Origin of the sequence: Sphingomonas sanguinis, assembly GCF_001476905.1 — a bacterium.
Taxonomy (GTDB): domain Bacteria; phylum Pseudomonadota; class Alphaproteobacteria; order Sphingomonadales; family Sphingomonadaceae; genus Sphingomonas; species Sphingomonas sanguinis_B.
Window position 1 is genome coordinate 1 of record NZ_LDTE01000040.1, and the last position, 20,896, is coordinate 20,896.

Annotated in this window: 21 protein-coding genes; 14 read left to right on the top strand and 7 right to left on the bottom strand. The window is 69.3% G+C overall.

Features of this window, described 5'->3' with window-relative positions; all coding sequences use genetic code 11:
• The 3 genes from SB4_RS07335 to hemC all read right to left on the bottom strand — a co-directional run.
• Positions 1 to 970, bottom strand: a 970-nt coding sequence (locus SB4_RS07335) for a hypothetical protein (protein WP_193753758.1), incomplete at its 3' end; no start/stop codon positions are given.
• Positions 967 to 1,650: a uroporphyrinogen-III synthase gene (locus SB4_RS07340; protein ID WP_058752052.1), complete on the bottom strand. Its 684-nt coding sequence runs from the start codon at positions 1,648 to 1,650 to the stop codon at positions 967 to 969. The genes SB4_RS07335 and SB4_RS07340, both read right to left, overlap by 4 nt.
• Positions 1,651 to 1,655: 5 nt before the next feature.
• Positions 1,656 to 2,567 carry a hydroxymethylbilane synthase gene (gene hemC, locus SB4_RS07345; protein ID WP_058752053.1) on the bottom strand — a complete coding sequence of 304 codons (912 nt, stop codon included), beginning with the start codon at positions 2,565 to 2,567 and terminating at the stop codon, positions 1,656 to 1,658.
• A 66-nt stretch (positions 2,568 to 2,633) separates the two neighbouring features.
• On the opposite strand from hemC, the gene tsaD reads away from it, so the two are divergent.
• On the top strand, positions 2,634 to 3,659 hold the full coding sequence (gene tsaD / locus SB4_RS07350) for a tRNA (adenosine(37)-N6)-threonylcarbamoyltransferase complex transferase subunit TsaD (protein ID WP_058752054.1): 1,026 nt from the start codon (positions 2,634 to 2,636) through the stop codon (positions 3,657 to 3,659).
• Positions 3,656 to 4,633 carry an NAD(P)H-dependent glycerol-3-phosphate dehydrogenase gene (locus SB4_RS07355; protein ID WP_058752055.1) on the top strand — a complete coding sequence of 326 codons (978 nt, stop codon included), beginning with the start codon at positions 3,656 to 3,658 and terminating at the stop codon, positions 4,631 to 4,633. The genes tsaD and SB4_RS07355 overlap by 4 nt, the downstream gene beginning before the upstream one ends.
• Positions 4,634 to 4,635: 2 nt before the next feature.
• Here the strand turns inward: SB4_RS07355 and SB4_RS07360 are convergent, their stop codons facing one another.
• Positions 4,636 to 6,480 carry an AsmA family protein gene (locus tag SB4_RS07360; RefSeq protein ID WP_082670042.1) on the bottom strand — a complete coding sequence of 615 codons (1,845 nt, stop codon included), beginning with the start codon at positions 6,478 to 6,480 and terminating at the stop codon, positions 4,636 to 4,638.
• 121 nt (positions 6,481 to 6,601) lie between these two features.
• On the opposite strand from SB4_RS07360, the gene SB4_RS07365 reads away from it, so the two are divergent.
• The 4 genes from SB4_RS07365 to SB4_RS07380 are packed head-to-tail and all read left to right on the top strand — an operon-like array spanning position 6,602 to position 8,718.
• Positions 6,602 to 6,913, top strand: a complete 312-nt coding sequence (locus tag SB4_RS07365; protein WP_056438920.1) for a YggT family protein — start codon at positions 6,602 to 6,604, stop codon at positions 6,911 to 6,913.
• Complete coding sequence (locus SB4_RS07370) at positions 6,913 to 7,215, top strand: DUF167 domain-containing protein (RefSeq protein ID WP_058752057.1); 303 nt, start codon at positions 6,913 to 6,915, stop codon at positions 7,213 to 7,215. The genes SB4_RS07365 and SB4_RS07370 overlap by 1 nt, the downstream gene beginning before the upstream one ends.
• Positions 7,212 to 8,090 carry a bifunctional methylenetetrahydrofolate dehydrogenase/methenyltetrahydrofolate cyclohydrolase FolD gene (folD, locus tag SB4_RS07375; protein ID WP_058752058.1) on the top strand — a complete coding sequence of 293 codons (879 nt, stop codon included), beginning with the start codon at positions 7,212 to 7,214 and terminating at the stop codon, positions 8,088 to 8,090. The genes SB4_RS07370 and folD overlap by 4 nt, the downstream gene beginning before the upstream one ends.
• 4 nt (positions 8,091 to 8,094) lie before the next feature.
• Complete coding sequence (locus SB4_RS07380) at positions 8,095 to 8,718, top strand: MarC family protein (protein ID WP_058717286.1); 624 nt, start codon at positions 8,095 to 8,097, stop codon at positions 8,716 to 8,718.
• Positions 8,719 to 8,843: 125 nt separating this feature from the next.
• Here SB4_RS07380 and SB4_RS07385 read toward each other — a convergent pair whose 3' ends face one another.
• A complete protein-coding gene (locus SB4_RS07385) occupies positions 8,844 to 10,613 on the bottom strand; it encodes a hypothetical protein (protein WP_058752066.1) in 1,770 nt (589 codons plus the stop codon).
• Between the two features lie 122 nt (positions 10,614 to 10,735).
• On the opposite strand from SB4_RS07385, the gene SB4_RS07390 reads away from it, so the two are divergent.
• The 7 genes from SB4_RS07390 to SB4_RS07420 all read left to right on the top strand — a co-directional run bounded on the left by SB4_RS07390 (position 10,736) and on the right by SB4_RS07420 (position 19,149).
• Positions 10,736 to 11,119: a GtrA family protein gene (locus SB4_RS07390; protein WP_058752059.1), complete on the top strand. Its 384-nt coding sequence runs from the start codon at positions 10,736 to 10,738 to the stop codon at positions 11,117 to 11,119.
• Positions 11,120 to 11,123: 4 nt separating this feature from the next.
• Entirely contained in the window at positions 11,124 to 11,852 is a 729-nt protein-coding gene (locus SB4_RS07395) for a class I SAM-dependent methyltransferase (protein WP_058752060.1), read from the top strand.
• 69 nt (positions 11,853 to 11,921) lie between these two features.
• A complete protein-coding gene (locus SB4_RS07400) occupies positions 11,922 to 13,031 on the top strand; it encodes an 8-amino-7-oxononanoate synthase (protein ID WP_058752061.1) in 1,110 nt (369 codons plus the stop codon).
• Positions 13,028 to 13,648 carry a dethiobiotin synthase gene (gene bioD / locus SB4_RS07405; protein WP_058752062.1) on the top strand — a complete coding sequence of 207 codons (621 nt, stop codon included), beginning with the start codon at positions 13,028 to 13,030 and terminating at the stop codon, positions 13,646 to 13,648. The genes SB4_RS07400 and bioD overlap by 4 nt, the downstream gene beginning before the upstream one ends.
• A complete protein-coding gene (locus SB4_RS07410; protein ID WP_058752063.1) occupies positions 13,645 to 14,892 on the top strand; it encodes an adenosylmethionine--8-amino-7-oxononanoate transaminase in 1,248 nt (415 codons plus the stop codon). The genes bioD and SB4_RS07410 overlap by 4 nt, the downstream gene beginning before the upstream one ends.
• A gap of 67 nt (positions 14,893 to 14,959) precedes the next feature.
• Positions 14,960 to 18,400: a glycosyl hydrolase 2 galactose-binding domain-containing protein gene (locus SB4_RS07415; protein WP_241488523.1), complete on the top strand. Its 3,441-nt coding sequence runs from the start codon at positions 14,960 to 14,962 to the stop codon at positions 18,398 to 18,400.
• Positions 18,397 to 19,149, top strand: coding sequence for an SGNH/GDSL hydrolase family protein (locus SB4_RS07420; protein ID WP_058752065.1), 753 nt, complete (start codon positions 18,397 to 18,399; stop codon positions 19,147 to 19,149). Before SB4_RS07415 ends, SB4_RS07420 begins: the two co-directional genes overlap by 4 nt.
• Here SB4_RS07420 and SB4_RS07425 read toward each other — a convergent pair.
• Together SB4_RS07425 and SB4_RS07430 are read right to left on the bottom strand one after the other, a co-directional pair.
• Positions 19,128 to 19,544: a PaaI family thioesterase gene (locus SB4_RS07425; protein WP_241488524.1), complete on the bottom strand. Its 417-nt coding sequence runs from the start codon at positions 19,542 to 19,544 to the stop codon at positions 19,128 to 19,130. The two genes, SB4_RS07420 and SB4_RS07425, sit on opposite strands and share 22 nt — an antisense overlap.
• Positions 19,541 to 19,951 (bottom strand): PaaI family thioesterase, encoded by a 411-nt coding sequence (locus SB4_RS07430; RefSeq protein WP_241488525.1) that lies wholly within the window; start codon positions 19,949 to 19,951, stop codon positions 19,541 to 19,543. The genes SB4_RS07425 and SB4_RS07430 overlap by 4 nt, the downstream gene beginning before the upstream one ends.
• Before the next feature lie 60 nt (positions 19,952 to 20,011).
• On the opposite strand from SB4_RS07430, the gene SB4_RS07435 reads away from it, so the two are divergent.
• Positions 20,012 to 20,794 carry a crotonase/enoyl-CoA hydratase family protein gene (locus tag SB4_RS07435; RefSeq protein WP_058752067.1) on the top strand — a complete coding sequence of 261 codons (783 nt, stop codon included), beginning with the start codon at positions 20,012 to 20,014 and terminating at the stop codon, positions 20,792 to 20,794.
• The last annotated feature ends 102 nt before the right edge of the window (positions 20,795 to 20,896 follow it).

Below are 20,896 nucleotides of genomic sequence, written 5' to 3' on the forward strand. Positions count from 1 at the left end.
CTCTTGTAGTCAGACAGGAGGCGGCATACGAAGTCTTGTGAGGTGTGGTGGGAGGGGAGGTGTGTGTAGGAGGCGGATCCGGTGGGGCGGGGGCCGTGGCGGGGGGCGTGCCCGCCATCGGAGTGGTGACGATGGGCGCGGGTGGCGCGGCGATGGCGGCGACCAGCGCGGTATTCTCGATCACGTCGAGCGCCCGGTGGGACAGCACGTAGCGTTGTGCGGCGCGTTGCCAGCCACGCGCGACATCGGCGCCGGGCAGACGGGCGATTTCGGCGCGGGCCGCCTCGACTTGGCCGCCATCGAGCATCTTGCGCGCGCGGGCCAGCCTTTCGGTCGGATTGGACGACGGCGTCCCGGCCTCGCGAATGACGATCAAGCGACCCAGCTCCTGGCGCAGGCCTTCCCACCAGCCATTGCTGCCATTGACGACCAGATCGGGGGCGAGATCGTCGAGGTTCTCGCGCAATCCCTCGATCGTCACCGGCTGGCGGGCGCTGGCGATCAGGATCGACACCGCGCTGGGGGCGGACGCGCCGAAGCGCTGGCGCAGCTGCTCCTCCAGATAGCCGAGCGGCTGGCCGCGATCGATCGCGCGGCGCGTGGCGGCGGCGACCAGGATCGACTCGGCGCGCCCCGCCTGGCTGCCTGCCGCCGTCGTGTCGGTGGCGAGCGTCGCGGCGCGCGTCTCCAATGCGGCGAGCTGGGCGGCCAGCGCCGCCTCGCGGGTGGCGAGCGCGACCGGGTCGCTGGCACCATGGGCGGCGTCGCTGGCGGGTGCGGCATTGGTGCCGGGCTTGGCGGTCGCCACCTGATGCGTGGTGGCATCGGTGCCGCCGAACCAGGACAGATGGCGCATCGCATAGGCCATCAGCAGCGACCCGGCGATAAAGGCGATCAGGAGTAGCGCGAAGATGGCGCCCGTACGGGGGCCGCGCGGGGGCGGTCGGTCGATCGGCGCGAAATCACTCATGCCCCGCTTATCCCCGTGGCGGCTGTCCGGGTCAACGCCCGCGCGGCGGGGACCATCGCGTCGTCATGCGGCGCGGCAGCGACGGCGACCCGCGCCCAGCCCGAACCCGCCGCCTCGGCGACCTTGGCGCTGATCGCGACGAGGGACAGGCGCGCGCGCGACAGCCCCGCCCTATCGACCAATTCGGCCAGCCGCCGCGCGGCGCGGGCGGAGTGAAGCAGCACCGTCTCGCCCGCCAGCATCGCCACTGCCTCGGCGGGCACGGGCAGCGGATCGGCGGCATAGACGGTCCGCACCATCGCGCCGGTTTCCACCCGGTCGCGCCCGGCGAGGTGAAGTAGACGGGCCAGCCCCTGGGCCTTCGCCTGCGCGACCACGGCGGCGGCATCCTTCGCGCCGGTCAGCACGACCGACAGCCCGGCGGTGCGTGCGGCCTCGGCGGTGGCGGGGCCGACCGCGACCACCGGTATCGCCTGGAGCGACGCGAGGCCCGGCCCGGCGAGCCGCACGGCTTGCGCACTGGTGAAGAGCAGAGCGTCGATCGTGGCGGGATCGGGCGGCGTCCAGTCCACCGCCCGCGTCGCGAAGAGCGGCAGCGAGCGCGGCTCCAGCCCGGCGGCGCGCAGCGCGGCGATCGTCGCGGCATGGCCGGGTTCGGGCCGGACGACGACGACCGCCATGGGGCTCAACCCCCGGCGAACAGGCGGCGCACCTCGGGCGGCGCGCGGTCGAGCAGATCGACCGCCAGCCGTGCACCCAGTTCCTCACCCAGCGCCCCCTCGACCCAGCCGCCGACCCGCGCCGATCCGTCCTCCGCCAGCAATTCGGCGCGCAGGGTCAGCATCTCGCCCGCCAGCGAGGCGAGCGCCGCGACCGGGCTGTGGCAATCGGCGGCCAGCGCGGCGAGCAGCGACCGCTCGGCCATGACGCAGGCATGGGTCTCGGCATGGTCGATCGAGGCGATCAGCATGGTCGCGGCGGCATCGTCGGCGCGCGTCTCGATCCCGACCGCGCCTTGCGCAGGCGCAGGGAGCATCTGGTCGGTTGGCACCGCATGGCCGACCGCGCGGCCCAGTCGGTCGAGCCCGGCGGCGGCGAGCAAAGTCGCGTCGATATCGCCATTCGCCACGGCGGCCAGCCGCGTGTCGACATTGCCGCGCAGCAGCGTGATGGTCAGGTCGGGCCGGTGCGACAGCATTTGGGCGCGGCGGCGCGGGCTGCTGGTGCCGATCACCGCGCCGGGGGGCAGCTCGGCAATGGTCTCGACGCCGATCAGCCGGTCGCGGACATCGGCACGCGGCAGCATCGCAGCGATGTGCAGCCAGTCGGGGCGGATCGTCTCGACATCCTTCATCGAATGGACCGACGCGTCGATCTCACGGTCATACAGCGCGCGGTCGAGTTCCTTGGTCCACAGCGCCTTGCCGCCGATTTCGGCCAGCGCGCGGTCCTGCACCCGGTCGCCGGTGGTCTTGATGGGGACGATTGCGATCGCGTCCTCGCTCCACCTTTGTGCCTCGGCCAGTGCCGCGCGCACCATATGCGCCTGGGTGAGGGCCAGCGGCGAACCGCGCGTACCGAGCCGGAAACGAACCATGTGTCCGCCTTTGCCGCAACAGGGCCCCCTTCGACAACCGTCCTGCGAAGGACTATGGGATGGTCCATGCTGATCCTGGGACTGGAATCCTCGTGCGACGAGACGGCCGCCGCACTCGTCACCGATGACGGCCGCGTGCTGGCGCACCGCCTGTTGGGGCAGGAGGCGGCGCACGCCCCGTTCGGCGGCGTCGTCCCCGAAATCGCCGCGCGCGCGCATGTCGAGGCGATGGAGCCGCTGGTCGCCGCCGCCTTTGCCGATGCGGGGGTGACGCTGGCCGATGTCGATGCGATCGCGGCGACGGCGGGGCCGGGGCTGATCGGCGGGGTGATGGTCGGGCTGGTCACCGGCAAGGCGCTGGCCCATGCGGCGGGCAAGCCCTTGATCGCGGTCAACCATCTGGAGGGCCATGCCCTGTCGCCGCGCCTGTCGGACCGCGAGCTGGCTTATCCCTATCTGCTGCTGCTCGTGTCGGGCGGCCATTGCCAGCTGCTGCTGGTCGAGGGGGTCGGGCGCTATCGCCGGATGGCGACGACCATCGACGATGCGGCGGGCGAGGCGTTCGACAAGACAGCCAAGCTGCTGGGTCTTGGTTATCCCGGCGGCCCGCGCGTCGAGGCGGCGGCGCGCGAGGGAAACCCCCATGCGGTGCCGCTGCCCCGGCCGCTCAAAGGATCGGCCGAGCCGCATTTCTCCTTTGCAGGGCTCAAGAGCGCGGTGGCGCGTGCCATCGGCCATCACTCGCCCGAGGATATCGCCGCGTCCTTCCAGCAGGCGGTGGTCGACTGCCTGCTCGACCGGACGCGGCGTGCGCTGGCGAATGTCCCGCCGGTCACGGCGCTGGTCGTCGCGGGCGGCGTCGCGGCGAACGGCGTGATCCGGGGCGCGCTGGAGGGACTCGCGGCCGAGCACGGTCTGCGCTTCGTCGCGCCGCCGCTCTGGCTGTGCACCGACAATGCCGCGATGATCGCCTGGGCGGGTGTCGAGCGGTTCCGCGAAGGGCTGACCGATCCGCTCGACACGCCCGCAAGGGCGCGCTGGCCGCTCGATCCGGCGGCGGAAGCGGTGCGCGGCGCGGGGGTGAAGGCATGAGGATCGGGGTGATCGGCGCGGGTGCCTGGGGCACCGCGCTGGCGCAGGTCGCGGCGCACGGGCATCGGCGGGTCCGTATCTGGGCGCGCGATCCGGCGGTCGCGGAGGCGATCAACACCACGCACAGCAATCCGCTCTATCTGCCGAATATTGCGCTCTCGCCGAGCATCGAGGCGGTGAGCGATCCGGCCGCGATGGCCGAGATGGACGCGCTGCTGGTCGTCACACCCGCGCAGGCCGTGGGCGCGGTGCTGGCGACGATGCCGGTGGGCCGCAAGCCGCTGGTCCTCTGCTCCAAGGGAATCGAGGCGGGCACGCGGCGGCTGGTCGGCGAGGTGGCGCGGGCGACTCACCCCGACGCGCCGATCGCGGTGCTGTCCGGCCCGACTTTCGCGCATGAAGTGGCGGCGGGGCTGCCGACGGCGGTGACGCTGGCGTGCGAGGACCCTGACCTACGCGAGGCGCTGTCCGCGCGTCTCGCCGCGCCGCATTTCCGGCCCTATGCCACCGACGATGTGACCGGTGCCGAGATCGGCGGCGCGATCAAGAACGTCCTCGCCATTGGTTGCGGCGTGGTGGAGGGCGCGGGGCTGGGCCAGAATGCCCGCGCCGCGCTGATCGCGCGCGGTTTTGCCGAGATGACCCGGTTCGGGCTGGCGCGTGGTGGCCGGGCCGAGACGCTGGCCGGTCTGTCGGGGCTGGGCGACCTGGTGCTGACCTGTTCCTCGACCGCCTCGCGCAATTTCTCGCTGGGCGTCGGGCTGGGGCAGGGGCGGTCGGCTGCCGACCTGCTCTCTGATCGGCGCACCGTGGCGGAGGGCGCCTTCACCGCTCCCGTGCTGCGCCAGGCGGCGGCGGAGGCGGGCGTCGACATGCCGGTGTGCGAGGCGGTGTGCCGCCTGCTGGAGGGCGCGGCCGTCGGCGAGGTGATCGGGGCGCTGCTCGCCAGGCCACTCAAGGCCGAGGGCGTATAGGCTTAGCGGAGCACTTGCCGGGCCAGCGTGCCGCAGGCCGCATTCTGCGCCTTGGGGCCGGTATCGCCGGTGATCGCCCGGCCGATCGACTTGAAGATATTGCCGACCGACTTCACCTCTTTGGGGATGACGAGGTCGGGTTTCTCCAGCGTGCCCGATACCGTCGCCGCGCCCGCTAGCCGCAGGGTCGCGCCTTGTTTCGGCGCGCCTGTCAGGGTCAATGCCAGCCGTTCGTCGGGGAAGGACACGGTCCCCCGCCCGTCCAGCCGACTGCGCGAGGTGTCCACGACCAGCGGATTGGCGCGACCCGTGCCGTTCGTCATGTCCACCCCCAGAACCAGGCAGCGCAAGCTCGCTTTGCCGCTATCGCCCATGAACGCCGCCCCTGCGTCGAAGCCCAGCGCCACTGCATAACGATCGGGCAGCGTCCCGTTGGCGACGACCAGCCCGATCCGACCGTTCGAGCGGCCCACCGCGTCGCGCACCGTCTCGCCCATCCCCGCCAGCTTCGCGCGCGCCGCGACCCGGCCGGTGATCTTCGTCTCGCCAGACAGAGACAACACGCTTGCGCCGCGCAGGCGCAGGTCGAGCGAGAGCGTCGGGACCTTCGCGCCGTTCCGCTGGTCGATCACCGCCTGCCCGGTGACCAGCCCCTCGCGAAGCGCCAGGCGGATCGCGTCGATGGTCAGCAGCTGATGGTCCATCACCATCCGCCCCGACAGGCCGGTGATGGCGGAGGGCCCTTGCGCGCTGACCACCCGGCCGACCTTGAATCGGATGGTGCCGTCGGTGGTGTCGATCTTGCCGATATCGATCCGGGTATTGGGCACCAGGCGCGGCCCGATCCGTCGTTCGAGCGCAGCGGCCTCGGCGCGGCCTTGCGCGGAGGACAGGTCATCGAAATCCAGCTGCCGCGCGGTCACCTCGCCGTCCAGCAGCGTGCGGCCACTCTTCTTGTCGACGGTCAGATGCCCGGCCAGGTCGGAGCGGCCGATGCGCCCCTTCAAGTCGGTGATCGTCCAGCGCGGACGTTCATGGCGGACATGCGCGGTCAACTGAACGGGACGGGTCTGGAACAGCCCGGCCTCGATCACCGCATCGATTCGTTTCAGGTCGTCGGCGCGGGCGGTCAGGTCCAGCGTCATCGCATCGGTGTCGAGCGGCCGGTCCATCGTCCCCACCGCCTTCATATTCAGCTGGTCCCCCGCAATGGTCGCGGTGAAGGGCCAGCGGCCGGGCTTCACCGCCGCGCCGGTAAAGGCGATGCGGACAGGGGTTCCGCGCACCTTGCCCTGTCCTTGGGCGCTGACGCCCTTATCGGGATCGGCGGCGACGGTCAGGACGGCCTCGCGATCCTCCTTGGCGTCGCGGTAGCTGACCACGCCATCGGTGACGGTCAGCCCCTGCAGATCGGTCGAACTGCCGCCCTCTTCGGGCTCGCCGGGGCGTGACCAGTTGGTGCGGCCCTGCTTGTCGCGGACCAGCGCCAGGCGGAGGCCGGAGACTCGGATATCCTCCGGGACAAAAGCTCCGCGCAGCAGGGGCCAGACGGAAAAGCGGATGTCCGCCCGCTTCACGCGCGCGAAATCGCCCTGACCGGCCCAACCGGCCTGCGGGATCTTCAGGTCTTCGACCGCGATGGTGGGATGAAAGCCGATGCTGTCGACCCGGTGGACCGAGCCGATCGTCACCGGCCGCCCGAAACGTTCGGTCGCCGCGCGACACACGGCGTCGCGCAGGAGCCCCCAGGGAAAGACCGCCAGTACCAACAGGAGGAGCAGCGGCACCCCGATCAGCATCCCCGCCGCCACCCGCGTCCAGCGCGGCCATCCCCCAACCTGTGTCATGATGGTGCGACGCGTGACGGCGGCGTTCGTTCCGCCTGCGTCAGGACCAGAATGGCCGCATGTTGCTCCCGACGCGCCCGCGCCCTAGATATGGCGAAATCCGTTTTCGGGAGCCCCCACGTTGGTCCTCATCCTTCAGATTCTTCAGATACTGCTCAACGTCGTCTGGTGGATCATCATCGTGCAGGCGATCCTGTCCTGGCTGATCGCGTTCAACGTCATCAACACCTCGAACGATTTCATCCGTTCGGTCTGGTACGCGCTGCAGAAGATGACCGATCCGCTCTATCGCCCGATCCGGCGCATCCTGCCCGATTTCGGCGCGCTCGACCTGTCGCCGATGGTCGTACTGCTGGCGGTCATCATCCTGGGCAAGATCCTGGATACCGCGATCGCCAATGCGATGTACGGGGGCGCGGTCGTCGTCGGCTGATGCCCGCCTGGACCCCATGCGATGACGGGATTCGGATCGCGGTCCGGGTCACGCCGCGCGGCGGTCGCGATGCGCTGAGCGAGGGCACCGACGAGCATTTCGCCGCCCGCCTGTCCGCGCCCCCGGTCGACGGCGCGGCCAATGCGGCACTGGTCCCGCTGGTTGCCCAGCATTTCGGGGTGGCCAAGCGCGCGGTGACGATCGTGGCAGGCGAAACCGCGCGATTGAAGCGGCTGCACGTCGCGGGCGACCCGCATACACTGGCGCGTATCGCCCAGGCGCTTTATGGCGATCACCCATGAACAGCGCCACGATCATCGACGGCAAGGCCTTTGCCGCCGCCCTCCGCACCCGCATCGCCGCCCAGGTTGCGACCTTCCGCGAAGCGACCGGCCGCGCGCCCGGCCTGGCGGTCGTGCTGGTCGGCGAGGACCCTGCCTCCAGCGTCTATGTCCGCTCCAAGGGCAAGGCGACGCGCGAGGCGGGCATGGAGAGCATCGAGCATCGCTTGCCCGCCGATACCGATCAGGCGACGCTGCTGGCGCTTGTCGAACAGCTGAACCAGGACCCGACGGTCGACGGCATCCTCGTCCAGCTGCCGCTGCCCGGCCAGATCGACGCGCAGGCGGTGATCCAGGCGATCGACCCCGACAAGGATGTCGATGGCTTCCACCCCGTCAATGCCGGACGGCTGGCGACGGGCAGCGAGGGCTTCGTGCCCTGCACCCCACTGGGCTGCCTGATGCTGCTCAAGAGCATCCACCCCAGCCTGTCGGGCATGGACGCGGTGGTCGTCGGCCGCTCGAACATCGTCGGCAAGCCGATGGCGCAGCTGCTGCTCGGCGAAAGCTGCACCGTGACGGTCGCGCACAGCCGTACCCGCAATCTGGCCGAAGTGGTCGGCCGCGCCGATATCGTCGTCGCGGCGGTCGGTGTCCCCGGCCTGGTCAAGGGCGAGTGGATCAAGCCTGGCGCCAGCGTCATCGATGTCGGCATCAACCGCACCGAAACGGGGCTGGTCGGCGACGTCGAATATGACGCGGCGGCCGAGCGTGCCGGTGCCATCACCCCCGTGCCGGGCGGCGTCGGGCCGATGACGATCGCGGTCCTGCTGCGCAACACGCTGGTCTCGGCCGGTCGGCGCGAGGGCGTCGCGATCGACCAGACGGCGCTGTAAGGCCGTGCTCGAACTCTATATCTCCTCGCTGATCACCTTCTTCGTGGTGATCGATCCGCCGGGTTGTGCGCCCATTTATGCGGGCCTGTCGGCGGGGGCGACGCCCCAGCATCGCCGCGCGATGGCGATCCGTGCGGTCACGGTGGCCGCCATCATCCTGTTCGTGTTCGCGTTGTTCGGCGAGGCGCTGCTCCACGGCCTGGGCATCGAGATGGCGGCATTCCGCATCGCGGGCGGCATCATGCTGTTCCTGATCGCGCTGGAGATGGTGTTCGAGAAACGCACCCAGCGGCGTGAGGACCGCGCCGCCAAGGTCGCCGACGATCCGCACGAGGCGGAGGACGTGTCGATCTTCCCGATGGCGATGCCTATGATCGCCGGACCAGGTTCGATCGCGACCGTCATGCTGCTGATGAGCCGCAATTCGGGGCTGGAGGCGTCGATCGTCGTGCTGGGCGCGATGGTGTCGATCCTGCTCCTGACGCTGATCGCGCTGCTGGCGGCGGGGCCGCTGATGCGGCTGCTCGGCGCCAAGATCGAGGCGGTCATCACCCGCGTGCTGGGCGTGCTGCTTGCCGCGCTGGCGGTGCAGTTCGTGATCGACGGGGTGATGGTCAGCCTGAAATGATCTTAATTCCTCCCCTGCAAGGGGAGGTGGCGCGCGCAGCGCGTCGGAGGGGTGTCCCGCTATCGAGAGGGTGACACCCTGCCGTCAGGCCTTCGGCCTGCCACCTCCCCGTGCCGGGGAGGATATCAGCTGATCCGATACAGTCTGAGCGGCGACCCCTTGGGCAGCGGCAGCGGGGTCAGCCAGCTCGGCTGCCAGCCATGCGCCAGCCGGTCGTAGAATCCGCCCGGCGCCCGCGCCCGGTAATTGGTCGACTCGGCCATGTCGGGACAGATCAGCAGCAGGGTCGCGCCGTGCCGCTTCATGATCGCGTGGGCCTGTGCCTCATTGCCCTGGAACGCGTGCTGCACGTCCAGGATCGCATCACCATTGCGGTGATAGGGCCCCGCGATCGCATTGTGATGCGTCGTCACGATCAGGCGCGGGCCCAGGTCGACAAAGGTGAACACGGTCGCCGCCGGATAGGCGTTGACCCGCGTCAGCACCGAAGTGCGCACGCACTGCCCGGTCGCCCGGTTGACCCGGTTGGCGTAGGCGGTCGGCTGAGCCGAGGGCAGGTATTTAACCACCCAGGTCGCCGCAATCCCGGTCGGCACCAGCACCGCCAGCACGATCGCGGGGACGCGGAGCAGCGGCGAGCGCAGCCGCAGCAGCAGCGGCAGGATCATCCAGAGCAGCGCCGCGATGCCCGGCACCGCCAGCATCTGCGCCGCCGGGGCCGCGCGCGCCTGCCACAACAGCATCAGGCAGGCAAAAATGGTGAACAGCGCCACCGCCGTCCAGCCGATCGTCCGCCGCCGCCACGCCGCGACGATCGCCCCGATCATCCCGATCACCGGCATGATCCCCATCGGGATCGCGACCCGCAGCGGATGCTTGTAGATCGGCTTGGCCTCGCGGACATTGTTCAGCCAGTTGCGCTGCAACTCGGGGCTGACCTGTTCGGGGCGGGTCAGGCATTGCGGGAACAGGCTGGCGAAACCGCCTGCGATCATCGCACCTGCGACCACCGCCAGGCCGAGTCGGGCTCCCCGCGATGCCGGATTGATCCGCGCAAGCAGGAAAAGCAGCGCCCCGGCCGCGACCGTCACCGACAGCCACACCGGGGTCAGCGCGTCGCAGCGCATGGCGTAATTGGCGTTGGAGGCAAAGGCCGCGAACCCCGCTGCGCTCCCCCCGCCCAGCGTCAGGGCATAGACGGCCAGCCGCTCGGCCTCGTCCCGATCCCAGACCCAGCGGAGGGTCAGGATCGCCCCCGCCATCGCCGAATAGGGCAGCATCTCCAGCCCGATCGCGAGCGACACCGCGCTCGCCAGGCCGACCAGCGCACCGCCGCGCTTGGCTTGCGGGTCGCACAGGCCCGCCACGGTGACGGCCAGCATCGCCAGCTGCCACCCGTGATGGTCGATGCGCATCGGCATGTACATCAGCTGGGTCGCGCCCGCGCAGAACAACAGGACCATCGCCAGCGGCCAGGCAAGCGGCGCGATCAGCCGCCGCGCGGTCGCCGCGATCGCCAGCATGGTGATCGACAAAGGCAGGATCGGCGCCAGACCACAGGCGAGTCGCTCGGCCCAGGCGGGCGTTGTGAACAGCCGGAAGAACAGGATCAGCCCCGCGATCGGCAGGTCCACGATGCGGCTCCAATGGATGTCGAAGCCCACCGGCGGGTTCATCCGATACTGGCGCAGATCGTACCAGCCCTGTCCCGCCATCCAGGCCCGCACCTGCATCAGCCGCATATTGTCGTCGGTATCGCCCAGCGACCACCAGCGAATCTGGCCCCAGCGGTCGTACATGTACCAGGCGGCGACCGCGACCCAGGCGACCAGCACCCAGCGCCGCCAGTTGCGATCCATCTCGTCCCGCAGACGTTCCAAAGACGCTTCCCTCATACCCGCCCGCAGCTTAAGGCGCAGGACCAAGGCTTCGCTCTATCGTGGGCGGCGCAAAGGGCAAGGTTGGCGACGCGTTGGCACTTCTTCACCATCGGATCGGGCAGATGCGGGACAGCGGAATGCTGGGCCAGATCATCCGGTTCGGCATTGCGGGCGGGTTGTCGACGGTCGTCTATTCGGCGGTCTATCTGCCGCTGACCGCCTGGGTCCTGCCGAAGACACAAGCGGTGCTCGCGGTGCCGCCCGCCTTTCTGGTCGCGGTGATCGTCGGCTTCTTCCTGCACAGCGCCTGGAGCTTTCGCGGGCATGGCACCCGCGATTCCAGCGGCAGGCAGCATCTGAAATTCCTTGTCGTCCAGGGCTTCGGACTGGTGCTCAACGCCGTCTTCACCTGGCTCACGACCAGTGTCTTGCATCAACAACCCTGGGTCGCGCTGATCCCGGTGGTCACGATCACGCCGATCGCGACCTTCGCGCTCAACCGCCAATGGGTCTTCGGATAAGTTCATGGACCGTATCGTTTACGACCGCATGGCCGCGCATGATTCCACCCATTGGTGGTATCGCGCCCGCCGCGACATCCTGGCCGATTACCTGACCCGTTACGGCAAGCTGCCTGCCCATGCCCGCATCCTGGAGATCGGCTGCGGCACCGGCCACAACCTGCCCATGCTGGCCAGCTTTGGCAGCGTGGACGCGATCGAGATCGATCCTGCCGCCCGCGAGATCGCCTCGCAGCGGCTGGGCAAGCCGGTCGAGGCCGCGCCGCTGCCCGAACTGCCGGGGATCGAGCGCGGGGCCTATGACCTGATCGCGGTGCTCGATGTGGTCGAGCATATCGAGGACGATGTCGCCGCGCTCGCCGCGATGAAGTCCTGCCTGAAGCCGGGCGGCAAGATCCTGATCGCGGTGCCTGCGCATCAGTGGATGTGGTCGGCGCATGACGTGGTGAACCATCACCATCGCCGCTATTCCAAGGGGACGCTGGTCTCGGCGATCGAGAAGGCGGGGCTGAAACCCCGCAAGCTGACCTATTTCAACTCGCTGCTCTTCCCGCTGGCGGCCGCCGCGCGGATCGCCGGGCGGTTGACCGGGCGCGACGACAGCGACGATTCGCCGCCGCCCGCGCCGCTGAACAAGGCGTTCGAGACGATCTTCCGGCTGGAGCGGCATCTGGTCGGCCGCGCGCCGATGACGCCGGGTGTGTCGATCGTGACGCTGGCTGAGCCGGTCTGACGGCGAAGGCCAGGGAATCACTCACAAACATGGTTCCGCTCCCCGACCCCGCCGGTTAGGGAAGCCCCCATGCTGGACTTTCATCGCGCCGACCTGGCCCGACTGGCCGCGCGGGACCGATTGCGGGGGCTGGCCCCGCAGCGCGGCCGGGATTTCGCTTCCAACGACTATCTGGGGCTGGCGAGCCATCCGCGCCTTGCCGCCGCCATCGCCGAGGCGATCGAAGGGGGGGTGCCCGTCGGTTCTGGCGGGTCGCGGCTGCTGCGCGGCAATCACCCGGAGCATGAGGCGCTGGAGGCCGAAGCCGCCGCCTTCTTCGGCGCGGAGGCCAGCCTCTATTTCTCCTCCGGCTATACCGCCAACGCCACGCTGCTGGCGACGCTGCCCCAGCGCGGCGACCTGATCGTCCATGACGCGCTGGTCCATGCCAGCATGCACGAAGGGATGAAGCTGTCGCGGGCACAGTCCGTGGTGGCGGCGCATAACGATCCGTCCGCGTTCGAGCAGGCGATCCGCGACTGGCGCGCGCAAGGCGGCAAGGGCACCGTCTGGATCGCGGTCGAAAGCCTCTATTCGATGGACGGCGACACCGCGCCTCTTGGCCAGCTGTACACCGTCGCCGAGCAACATGACGCGATGCTGATCGTAGACGAGGCGCACGCCACCGGCGTCTTCGGGACTCGGGGGCAAGGTCTGGCCACGCCCGGCGAGCGGGTCGTCACGCTCCACACCTGCGGCAAGGCACTGGGGTGTGAGGGCGCGCTGGTCGCCGGACCCGCCATCGTGCGGGATTATCTGGTCAATCGCGGGCGGGGTTTTATCTTCTCGACCGCGCCCTCGCCGCTGATGGCGCGCGGCGTGCGCGAGGCGCTGCGCATCCTGGCCGACGAGCCCAAGCGTCGGACCCTGCTCCACGACCGGATCGCGCTGGCGGGCGAGCGGCTGGGCCCGCACGGCGCGCTGGCACAGGGAACGCCGATCATGCCGCTGATCCTGCACGACAATGGCCGCACCATGCGCGCCGCCGAGGCGTTGCAGGAACGCGGTTTCGACATTCGCGGTATCCGCCCGCCGACCGTGCCGGTGGGTTCGGCCCGGCTGCGGCTTTCCATCACGTTGAACGTCGAGGACGCGGATATCCTGGCCCTCGACAAAGCACTGCAAGAGGTTCTGGCATGAGCGCCGTCATCGTCACCGGCACCGATACCGAAATCGGCAAGACCGTCTTTGCCGCCGCGCTGACCGGCGCGCTGGGCGCGCACTACTGGAAGCCCGTCCAGGCGGGAACCGACGAAGCGGGGCATGGCGATGCCGAGACGGTTGCTTCGCTCAGCGGCCGCCCGGTCCTGCCCTCGGCCTATCGATTGAAGACCCCCTGCTCGCCGCACCGTGCTGCCCAAATCGACGGGGTGGAGATCGATCGCGACCGGCTGGCGCTGCCGCAGGTCGATGGTCCGCTGGTCGCGGAAGGGGCGGGGGGCGTGCTCGTACCCGTCACCCGCCAGATGCTCTTCGCCGACCTATTCGCGCATTGGGGCCGCCCGGTGGTGCTGGTCGCGCGGACGGGACTGGGGACGATCAACCACAGCCTGTTATCGATCGAGGCGCTGCGCTCGCGCGGCGTGCCGATCCTGGGCGTGGCGTTCGTCGGGGACGCGGTGGAGGATAGCGAGGCGACCATCGCCGCGATCGGTGGGGTCAAGCGGCTCGGCCGCCTGCCGCGTCTGGCCAACCTGACCCGGGAGACTCTGGCGGAAGCGTTCGCCGCGAACTTCGACGTCAAGGATTTCCGATGACCTCGCCGGTCTGGCATCCCTTCACCCAGCACGGTCTGGGCGAGCCGATCCCCAAGGTCGCCACCGCGAGCGGCGCGGTGCTGACCACGGTCGATGGGCGTCAGGTGATCGACGCCATCTCCAGCTGGTGGGTGACGACGCACGGCCACAACCATCCGCGCATCAGCGCCGCCATCGCCACCCAGGCGGGCAAGCTCGACCAGATCATCTTCGCGGGCTGGACCCACGAACCCGCTGAGGAGGTCGCGGCCGAGCTGGTGCGGATCACCCCATCCGAACTGACGCGGGTGTTCTTCTCCGATTCCGGTTCGACGGCAGTCGAGGTCGCGTTGAAGATGGCGCTGGGTTACTGGCTGCACCGGGGCGAGCCGCGCGACCGTATCCTGGTGCTCGAACACAGCTATCATGGCGATACGATCGGGGCGATGTCGGTCGGCGAACGTGGCGTCTATAACCGCGCCTATGCGCCGCTGCTCTTCGATGTCGGCACCATTCCCTTTCCCACCGACGTGCAGGCGACGCTCGACGCGCTGGAGGCGGAGTGTCGGGCGGGCGCGGCGGCGTTCATCGTCGAGCCGCTGGTCCTGGGCGCGGGCGGGATGCTATTCTATACGCCCGAAACGCTGGCCGCGATGCGCGACATCTGCACGCGCCACGGCGTGCTGTTCATCGCCGACGAGGTGATGACCGGCTGGGGACGCACCGGCACGCTGTTGGCCTGCGAACAGGCGGGCGTGTTGCCCGACATCCTCTGCCTGTCCAAGGGGCTGACCGGCGGCGCGGTGCCGCTGGCGGTGACGCTGGCGACCGAGGCGATCTTTCAGGCGCATTGGTCCGAGACCGATCGGTCGAAGCAGTTCTTCCACTCGTCCAGCTATACCGCCAACCCCATCGCCTGTGCGGCGGCGGCGGCCAATCTGGCGATCTGGCGCGACGAGCCGGTGCAGGCGCGCATCGATGCGCTGGCCACGGCGCAGGCACAGCATCTGGCGGCGACCGGCGGCGAGGCTGCGGTCCGCAACCCCCGGCAGCTCGGCACCATCGCGGCGTTCGAGCTGGGCGCGGGGCAGGATTATCTCTCCGACCTCGCCCCCCGCCTGCTCGGCCATTTCCGCGAGCGCGACCTGCTCGTCCGGCCGATGGGCAACACCGTCTATGTCATGCCGCCCTATTCGATCACGCCGGAACAGCTCGGTACAGTGTGGACCGGCATAGCCGAGGCGATTGCCCGCTTCGGGCGTTAGGCCGTCAGGCTTTGACTTTACCGCGCGTCCTTTGCTTTATCCGGCGGCGATCAGAAAGGGAGACGGCATGAGCGTGGCGGCGGCAAGAGCGATGGGGGCTCTGGCATCGATGACGGCGCTGTGCTGGGGGCTGGCGGCCTCCGCCCAGACGACGCCCGCGCCCGCCACACCGCTGGGGCCGATCAATGCCGACCTGCCGCAGGGGGGCGATGCCTATCGCCGCGCTATCGTGGCGACGCCGGTCGCCGCCGCCAGCTGGACGCTGTCCGCCTGGGTCCAGCCTAAGACGGTTCAGGGCAAGGGTACGACGATGCTGATCGGCGGCTTCGGCGATCCCAAGGCGGGGCCGCGCCGCTATCTGGCGCTGGTCGACGGCCAGCCTGCGCTCGTGACCGAGGCGGGGGTGGTGCAGGGCGGCGGCGACGCCGATCGCAACAAATGGACGCATATCGCCGCCAGCTATGACGGGAAGGTCGTGCGCCTGTTCGTGAACGGGCGACAGGTGGTGCAGCGCGGCTTGTCGCTGGAGCCCGTCACCGGTGTCGCGACGCTGGCGCCGCGTGATTACCAGCCGGTCTTTGCAGGCAAGGTCATCGATTTCCGTATGGTGCGCGAGGTTGTCGATCCGCTGACCCTCCGCCTGGCCGCCCGGCGCGCGCCCGATCCGGCAAAACTGGCTCTCCAGACTGGCAGCCCCAGTTGGCCCTATCAGACCCGCCAGATGCAGGGGCAGACGGTGCCGCAGGACGCCTGGACCCTGCCCCAGTCCAAGGCCCCGATCCCGACCAGCGGCACCGCCAAGCCCGAGCCGAAGGACCCCGCGCTGGTTTCCACCGCCACCGGCCAATGGGCGGTCAATGGCTGGCGACTGATCGAGGCGGCGAAGGTCGGCCCCGGCGGCGCGGACCTGTCGCAGGGCAATTACGATGCGGACAAATGGTATGCCGCGACCGTGCCGGGCACGGTGCTGACCACGCTGGTCGATCGCGGCGTCTATCCCGATCCGGCGGTCGGGCTGAACAACCTGTCCATCCCCGAGACGCTGGCCCGGCAGGATTACTGGTATCGCACCGAGTTCGACACGCCCGCAGAGGCCGCCGGACGGCAGATGTGGCTGACCTTCAACGGCGTGAATTACTCGGCCGAGGTGTGGGTCAATGGCCGGATGACCGGCACGATGAAGGGGGCCTTCATCCGGGGCCGCTTCCCCGTGACGCTGGCCGCCGGGCGCAACGCCATCGCGGTGCGGGTGTCGCCGCCGCCGCATCCGGGCATCGCACATGAGGAATCGATGACCGCGGGCGTCGGCGAGAATGGCGGCGTCCAGATGATGGACGGCCCGACCTTCGTCGCGACCGAGGGCTGGGACTGGATACCGAGCGTCCGCGATCGCAATACCGGGCTGTGGCAGGGGGTGACGCTGGCTGCGACGGGCCCGGCGGTGATGGGCGATCCGCAGGTCGTGACGACACTGCCCAAGCCCGACAACTCGGTCGCCGATGTCGAGATCGCGGTGCCGGTCACCAACAATGGCCAGGCGCCGGTGACGACGACGGTGCGCGCGGTGTTCGACGATGTGGTCGTCGAAAAGCCGGTGACGGTCGCGCCGGGCCAGACGATCCGCGCCGTCCTGTCGCCGTCCGAGTTCCCGCAGCTGTCGGTCAAGAATCCGCGTCTCTGGTGGCCCAACGGCTATGGCGACCCGGCGCTGCACAACCTCGCCATTACGGCGGCGGTCGACGGCGCGCTGTCGGATAGCAAGGCGTTGCGCTTCGGCATGCGGCAGGTGACCTATGACCTGTCTCTGTTCGACGATGAGGGCGATCTGGAGCGGGTGACGCTGGACCTCAACCGGGTGCGCGGTGGGCCCAAGCTGATCGACACCAGCCACAAGGGCATTCGCAAGACCGCCAATGGCTGGGCGATGAGCTTCACGCCGGGCGGCGACCAGTCGGCGGCGGTCGCCAAGGTCACCGACGATCCGCGCCTCGCCCCCTATCTGACCTTGCGGGTCAACGGCGTGCGGATCGCGGCGCGCGGCGGCAATATCGGCATGGACGATTATAGGAAGCGCGTCGACCGCGCGCATCTGGAGCCGTTCTTCCGCCTGCACCGCGACGCGCATCTCAACATCATCCGCAACTGGGTGGGCCAGAATAGCGAGGAGAGCTTCTTCGACCTGGCCGACGAATATGGCCTGATGGTCCTGTCCGACTTCTGGGAGTCGACCCAGGATTATAATATGGAGGCCGAGGACCCTCAGCTGTTCCTCGCCAATGCGACCGATGTGGTGCGTCGGTTCCGGAATCATCCCTCGATCGTCGCCTGGTTCGGGCGCAACGAGGGGGTGCCGCAACCGATTCTCAATAACGGACTCGACACGCTGCTGCGCGTCGAGGACGGGACGCGGCTGTATATGCCCTCGTCCAATGCGGTGAACCTGCAAGGCTCGGGGCCCTATAACTGGCGGCCGCCGGTCGAGTATTTCACGGGCGCTGCCAAGGGCTTCTCGGTGGAGGTCGGCACGCCCTCGTTGCCGACGCTGGAATCGTGGAAGCGGACCATCCCGGCCGAGGCGGATCGCTGGCCGATCGGGGACGTCTGGGCCTATCACGACTGGCACCAGACGGGGAACGGCGCGGTCAAGAGCTTCACCGACGCGCTCGAAAAACGTTTCGGCGCGCCCACGGGCCTCGAGGATTTCGAGCGCAAGGCGCAGATGATGGAGTATGAATCCTATCGCGCCATCTTTGAGGGGATGAATGCGGGCCTCTGGACCGAGAATTCCGGCCGGATGCTGTGGATGACCCAGCCCGCCTGGCCCTCCTCGGCATGGCAGATCTTCTCGTCCGACTATGACACGCACGCCGCCTTTTACGGCGTGAAGAAGGCCGCCGAGCCGATCCATGTCCAGATGAACCTGCCCGACCACCGCGTCGTGCTGGTCAACAACACCCGCGACGCGCTGAAGGGCGTGCAGGTGCGCGCGCGTGTCGTCGGGCTCGACGGCCGCAGCGAGGGCGAGCAGGAGGCCAAGGTCGTCGCCAATGCCGAGGCCGTGACCCCGGCCCTGACCCTCGACCTCGCGCCCGCGATGAAGCGGGGGGCGGTGCTCGTCCGGCTGGAGGCGACCGATGCGGGCGGGCAGGTCCTGTCGACCAACGCCTATTGGCAGGCGGCGGACGATGCGGGCTACCGCGCGCTGACGACGATGGGGGCCGCGACGCTGACCGCGAACACCAGCCTGGAGGGGCAGGGCGAGGAGACGACCGCCAACATCACCCTGACCAACAGCGGCACGGTCCCGGCGGTGGAAACCAAGCTGACCGTGATGAACGCCGACGGCACCCAGGTGCTGCCCGCCTATTTCAGCGACAATTACGTCACCCTGTTGCCCGGAGAGACCCGCGTGATCGAGATTCGCTTCCCCAGTGCCAAGGCGGACAAGCCGACCGTTGCGATTCGCGGCTGGAACGTCACCGCGACCCAGGCCGAGCTGCGCCCGTGAGCCGCCTGGTCCTCACCGCGCTGATGGCGCTGACCCTCGCCACGCCTGCCCTCGCCCAGCAGAAGGAGACCGACGGCCAGCGCTGGGCGCGGGAATGGGAGGAGCGGCTGCACAACGACTTCGCCTATCTGGCGCGCTATCGCGAGGCGAACGCCACGCTGGCCGCGCCGGTGCCGGGACAGCCGCGCGTGGTGTTCATGGGCGATTCGATCACCGAGAACTGGGCCAGCCGCGCGCCGGAATTCTTCGTGAAAGGCCGGATCGGGCGCGGGATCAGCGGGCAGACGACCTCGCAGATGCTGCTGCGCTTTCGCCAGGACGTGATCGACCTGAAGCCTGCCGTCGTGCAGATCATGGCGGGCACCAACGACATTGCGGGCAATACCGGCCCCACCACCGACGCGCAGGTCGAGGGCAATATCATGTCGATGGTTCAGCTGGCCCAGGCCAACGGCATCCGCGTGATCCTGGCCTCGATCCCGCCCGCCGACCATTTCGAGTGGAAGCCGGGCCTGGTGACTGCACCGCGCATCGCGACGCTGAATAGCTGGTTGAAGGATTATGCGGCCCGTGTCGGCGCGACCTATGCCGATTACTGGTCGGTGCTGCATGTCGGCGACGCGCTGAACCCCGCTTATGGCACCGATGGGGTACACCCCAATGCGGCGGGCTATGCCGCCATGGCGCCGGTCGCCGACGCCGCGATCAAACAGGCCCTGGCCAAGCCTCAGCCGCGCAGGACGCGATAGTTCAGCCGGGCGGTCGCGATCGGACGGTCGCGATCCTCCTGCCAGGCGGTCGCCTCGATATGGGCGGTGCGCTGGCCCAGGCGCAGGATGGTGCCGACCGCGCGCGTCGGATGCTGGTCGCGGCCGGTGCGCAGGTAATCGGTGGTGACCGTCACCGGCTTGATCCGGCCGCCGCCCTCCTGCGACAGGCGGTGGGTGAGCGCGGCGATTCCCGCCACCTCCAGCAACCCGGCGATCGCTCCGCCCTGGAGCAGGCCGGGCCAGCCCATCACATGCTCGCCGAACGGCAGGACCAGCTCGGGCACGTCGCCGACCCACTCGATCGAACAGCCGAGCCACTCGGCATAGGGCGGCAGGACCATCGCCTGCCCGATGGCGGTGCGCGGGGCGCTCATGCGGCCATGCCGATAAAGGTGCCCGCGACATGCGCGACGGGATCGTCGGGATCGCCGTCATGCGCGATGCCCCGGACAAAGGCGATGCTGCGGGTGATGCGATAGCATTCGCCGCGCCCGACCACGGTCCGCTCCGGGATTGCCGGTCGCAGATAGTCGACCCGCAGGTCCAGCGTCACATGCGGCTCGAACTTGCCCCGCTTCAGCCAGACCGCCACGCTGGTCGCCATGTCCATCATCGCGACGATCGGGCCGGAGGCGAGCACGCCGCTGGCCGGATCGCCGATCAGGCGCGCATCATAGGGCAACGCCAGCTCCGCCCAGTCGTCCCCGTGCGCGCGGTATCCGATGCCCAGATGCCGTCCATGCCCGCCGCCCAGGCCGCCCATCGCGACGAAGCGTTCCATATCGAACCCCATGGGGCCATGGTCTACACGAGCGGCCACGAAGCGCAAAAGGAGAGCGACATGGAAAGCCGGGTGACGATCGCGGTCGAGGAGGGCGTCGCCGATGTCCGACTGGCGCGCGGGCAGAAGCTGAACGCGATCGACCGCGCCATGTTCGACGCGCTGGCCGAAGCGATCAAGACGCTGGGGGCGCGGCCCGACCTGCGCGTGGTGGTGCTGTCGGGGGAGGGGGACGGCTTCTGCTCCGGCCTGGACATGGCGGCGATGGCGGGGGGCGACCTTGCCGGGCTGGACCTTGCGGTGCGGAGCCATGGGGCCGCCAATCTGGTGCAGCAGGTGGCGTGGGGCTGGCGGACGCTGGCGGTGCCGGTCATTGCGGCGGTGCATGGCGTGGCCTTTGGCGGCGGGACCCAGATCATGGGTGGTGCCGATATCCGGCTGGCGCACCCTGCGACCCGCTTTGCGATTCGTGAGGTGCATTGGGGGATCGTGCCCGACATGGGCGGCTTCGCGCTGTGGCGCGGGGTGCGCGAGGATGCGCTTCGCGAATGGATCTACACCGCACGCGAATTCGACGCGGCCGAGGCGCTGGCGGCGGGGTTCGTCACCCGGCTGTCCGACGATCCGCGCGGGGAGGCGCTGGCCCTGGCGCGCAAGATCGCCGGGCGCAGTCCCGATGCGGTCAGGAGCGCCAAAAGGCTGTTTGGCGCGATGGGATGCGCGCCGGAAGCCATGCTGGCGATGGAAAGCGCCGAGCAGCTGGCACTGATGCGAGGGGAGAACCATCGCGAGGCGGTGCGGGCGAATTTGGAGCGGCGCTCGCCCGCATTTCGCGACGTTTGAGGAAGGCCCTTCCCTAACCCCAAGCGATAGCCCCTCCCGCAGGCGGGAGGGGTTGGGGAGGGCAGGGTGTCTCACCGAGACTGTCGCCCGTGGCTTTCCCTC

Coding starts and splice junctions, on each gene's coding strand:
- SB4_RS07340 (WP_058752052.1), bottom strand. CDS start 1,650: ATGGCGGTCGTCGTCGTCCGGCCCGAACCCGGCCATGCCGCGACGATC.
- hemC (WP_058752053.1), bottom strand. CDS start 2,567: ATGGTTCGTTTCCGGCTCGGTACGCGCGGTTCGCCGCTGGCCCTCACC.
- tsaD (WP_058752054.1), top strand. CDS start 2,634: ATGCTGATCCTGGGACTGGAATCCTCGTGCGACGAGACGGCCGCCGCA.
- SB4_RS07355 (WP_058752055.1), top strand. CDS start 3,656: ATGAGGATCGGGGTGATCGGCGCGGGTGCCTGGGGCACCGCGCTGGCG.
- SB4_RS07360 (WP_082670042.1), bottom strand. CDS start 6,480: ATGACACAGGTTGGGGGATGGCCGCGCTGGACGCGGGTGGCGGCGGGG.
- SB4_RS07370 (WP_058752057.1), top strand. CDS start 6,913: ATGCCCGCCTGGACCCCATGCGATGACGGGATTCGGATCGCGGTCCGG.
- folD (WP_058752058.1), top strand. CDS start 7,212: ATGAACAGCGCCACGATCATCGACGGCAAGGCCTTTGCCGCCGCCCTC.
- SB4_RS07385 (WP_058752066.1), bottom strand. CDS start 10,613: ATGAGGGAAGCGTCTTTGGAACGTCTGCGGGACGAGATGGATCGCAAC.
- SB4_RS07390 (WP_058752059.1), top strand. CDS start 10,736: ATGCTGGGCCAGATCATCCGGTTCGGCATTGCGGGCGGGTTGTCGACG.
- SB4_RS07395 (WP_058752060.1), top strand. CDS start 11,124: ATGGACCGTATCGTTTACGACCGCATGGCCGCGCATGATTCCACCCAT.
- SB4_RS07400 (WP_058752061.1), top strand. CDS start 11,922: ATGCTGGACTTTCATCGCGCCGACCTGGCCCGACTGGCCGCGCGGGAC.
- bioD (WP_058752062.1), top strand. CDS start 13,028: ATGAGCGCCGTCATCGTCACCGGCACCGATACCGAAATCGGCAAGACC.
- SB4_RS07410 (WP_058752063.1), top strand. CDS start 13,645: ATGACCTCGCCGGTCTGGCATCCCTTCACCCAGCACGGTCTGGGCGAG.
- SB4_RS07415 (WP_241488523.1), top strand. CDS start 14,960: ATGAGCGTGGCGGCGGCAAGAGCGATGGGGGCTCTGGCATCGATGACG.
- SB4_RS07425 (WP_241488524.1), bottom strand. CDS start 19,544: ATGAGCGCCCCGCGCACCGCCATCGGGCAGGCGATGGTCCTGCCGCCC.
- SB4_RS07430 (WP_241488525.1), bottom strand. CDS start 19,951: ATGGAACGCTTCGTCGCGATGGGCGGCCTGGGCGGCGGGCATGGACGG.
- SB4_RS07435 (WP_058752067.1), top strand. CDS start 20,012: ATGGAAAGCCGGGTGACGATCGCGGTCGAGGAGGGCGTCGCCGATGTC.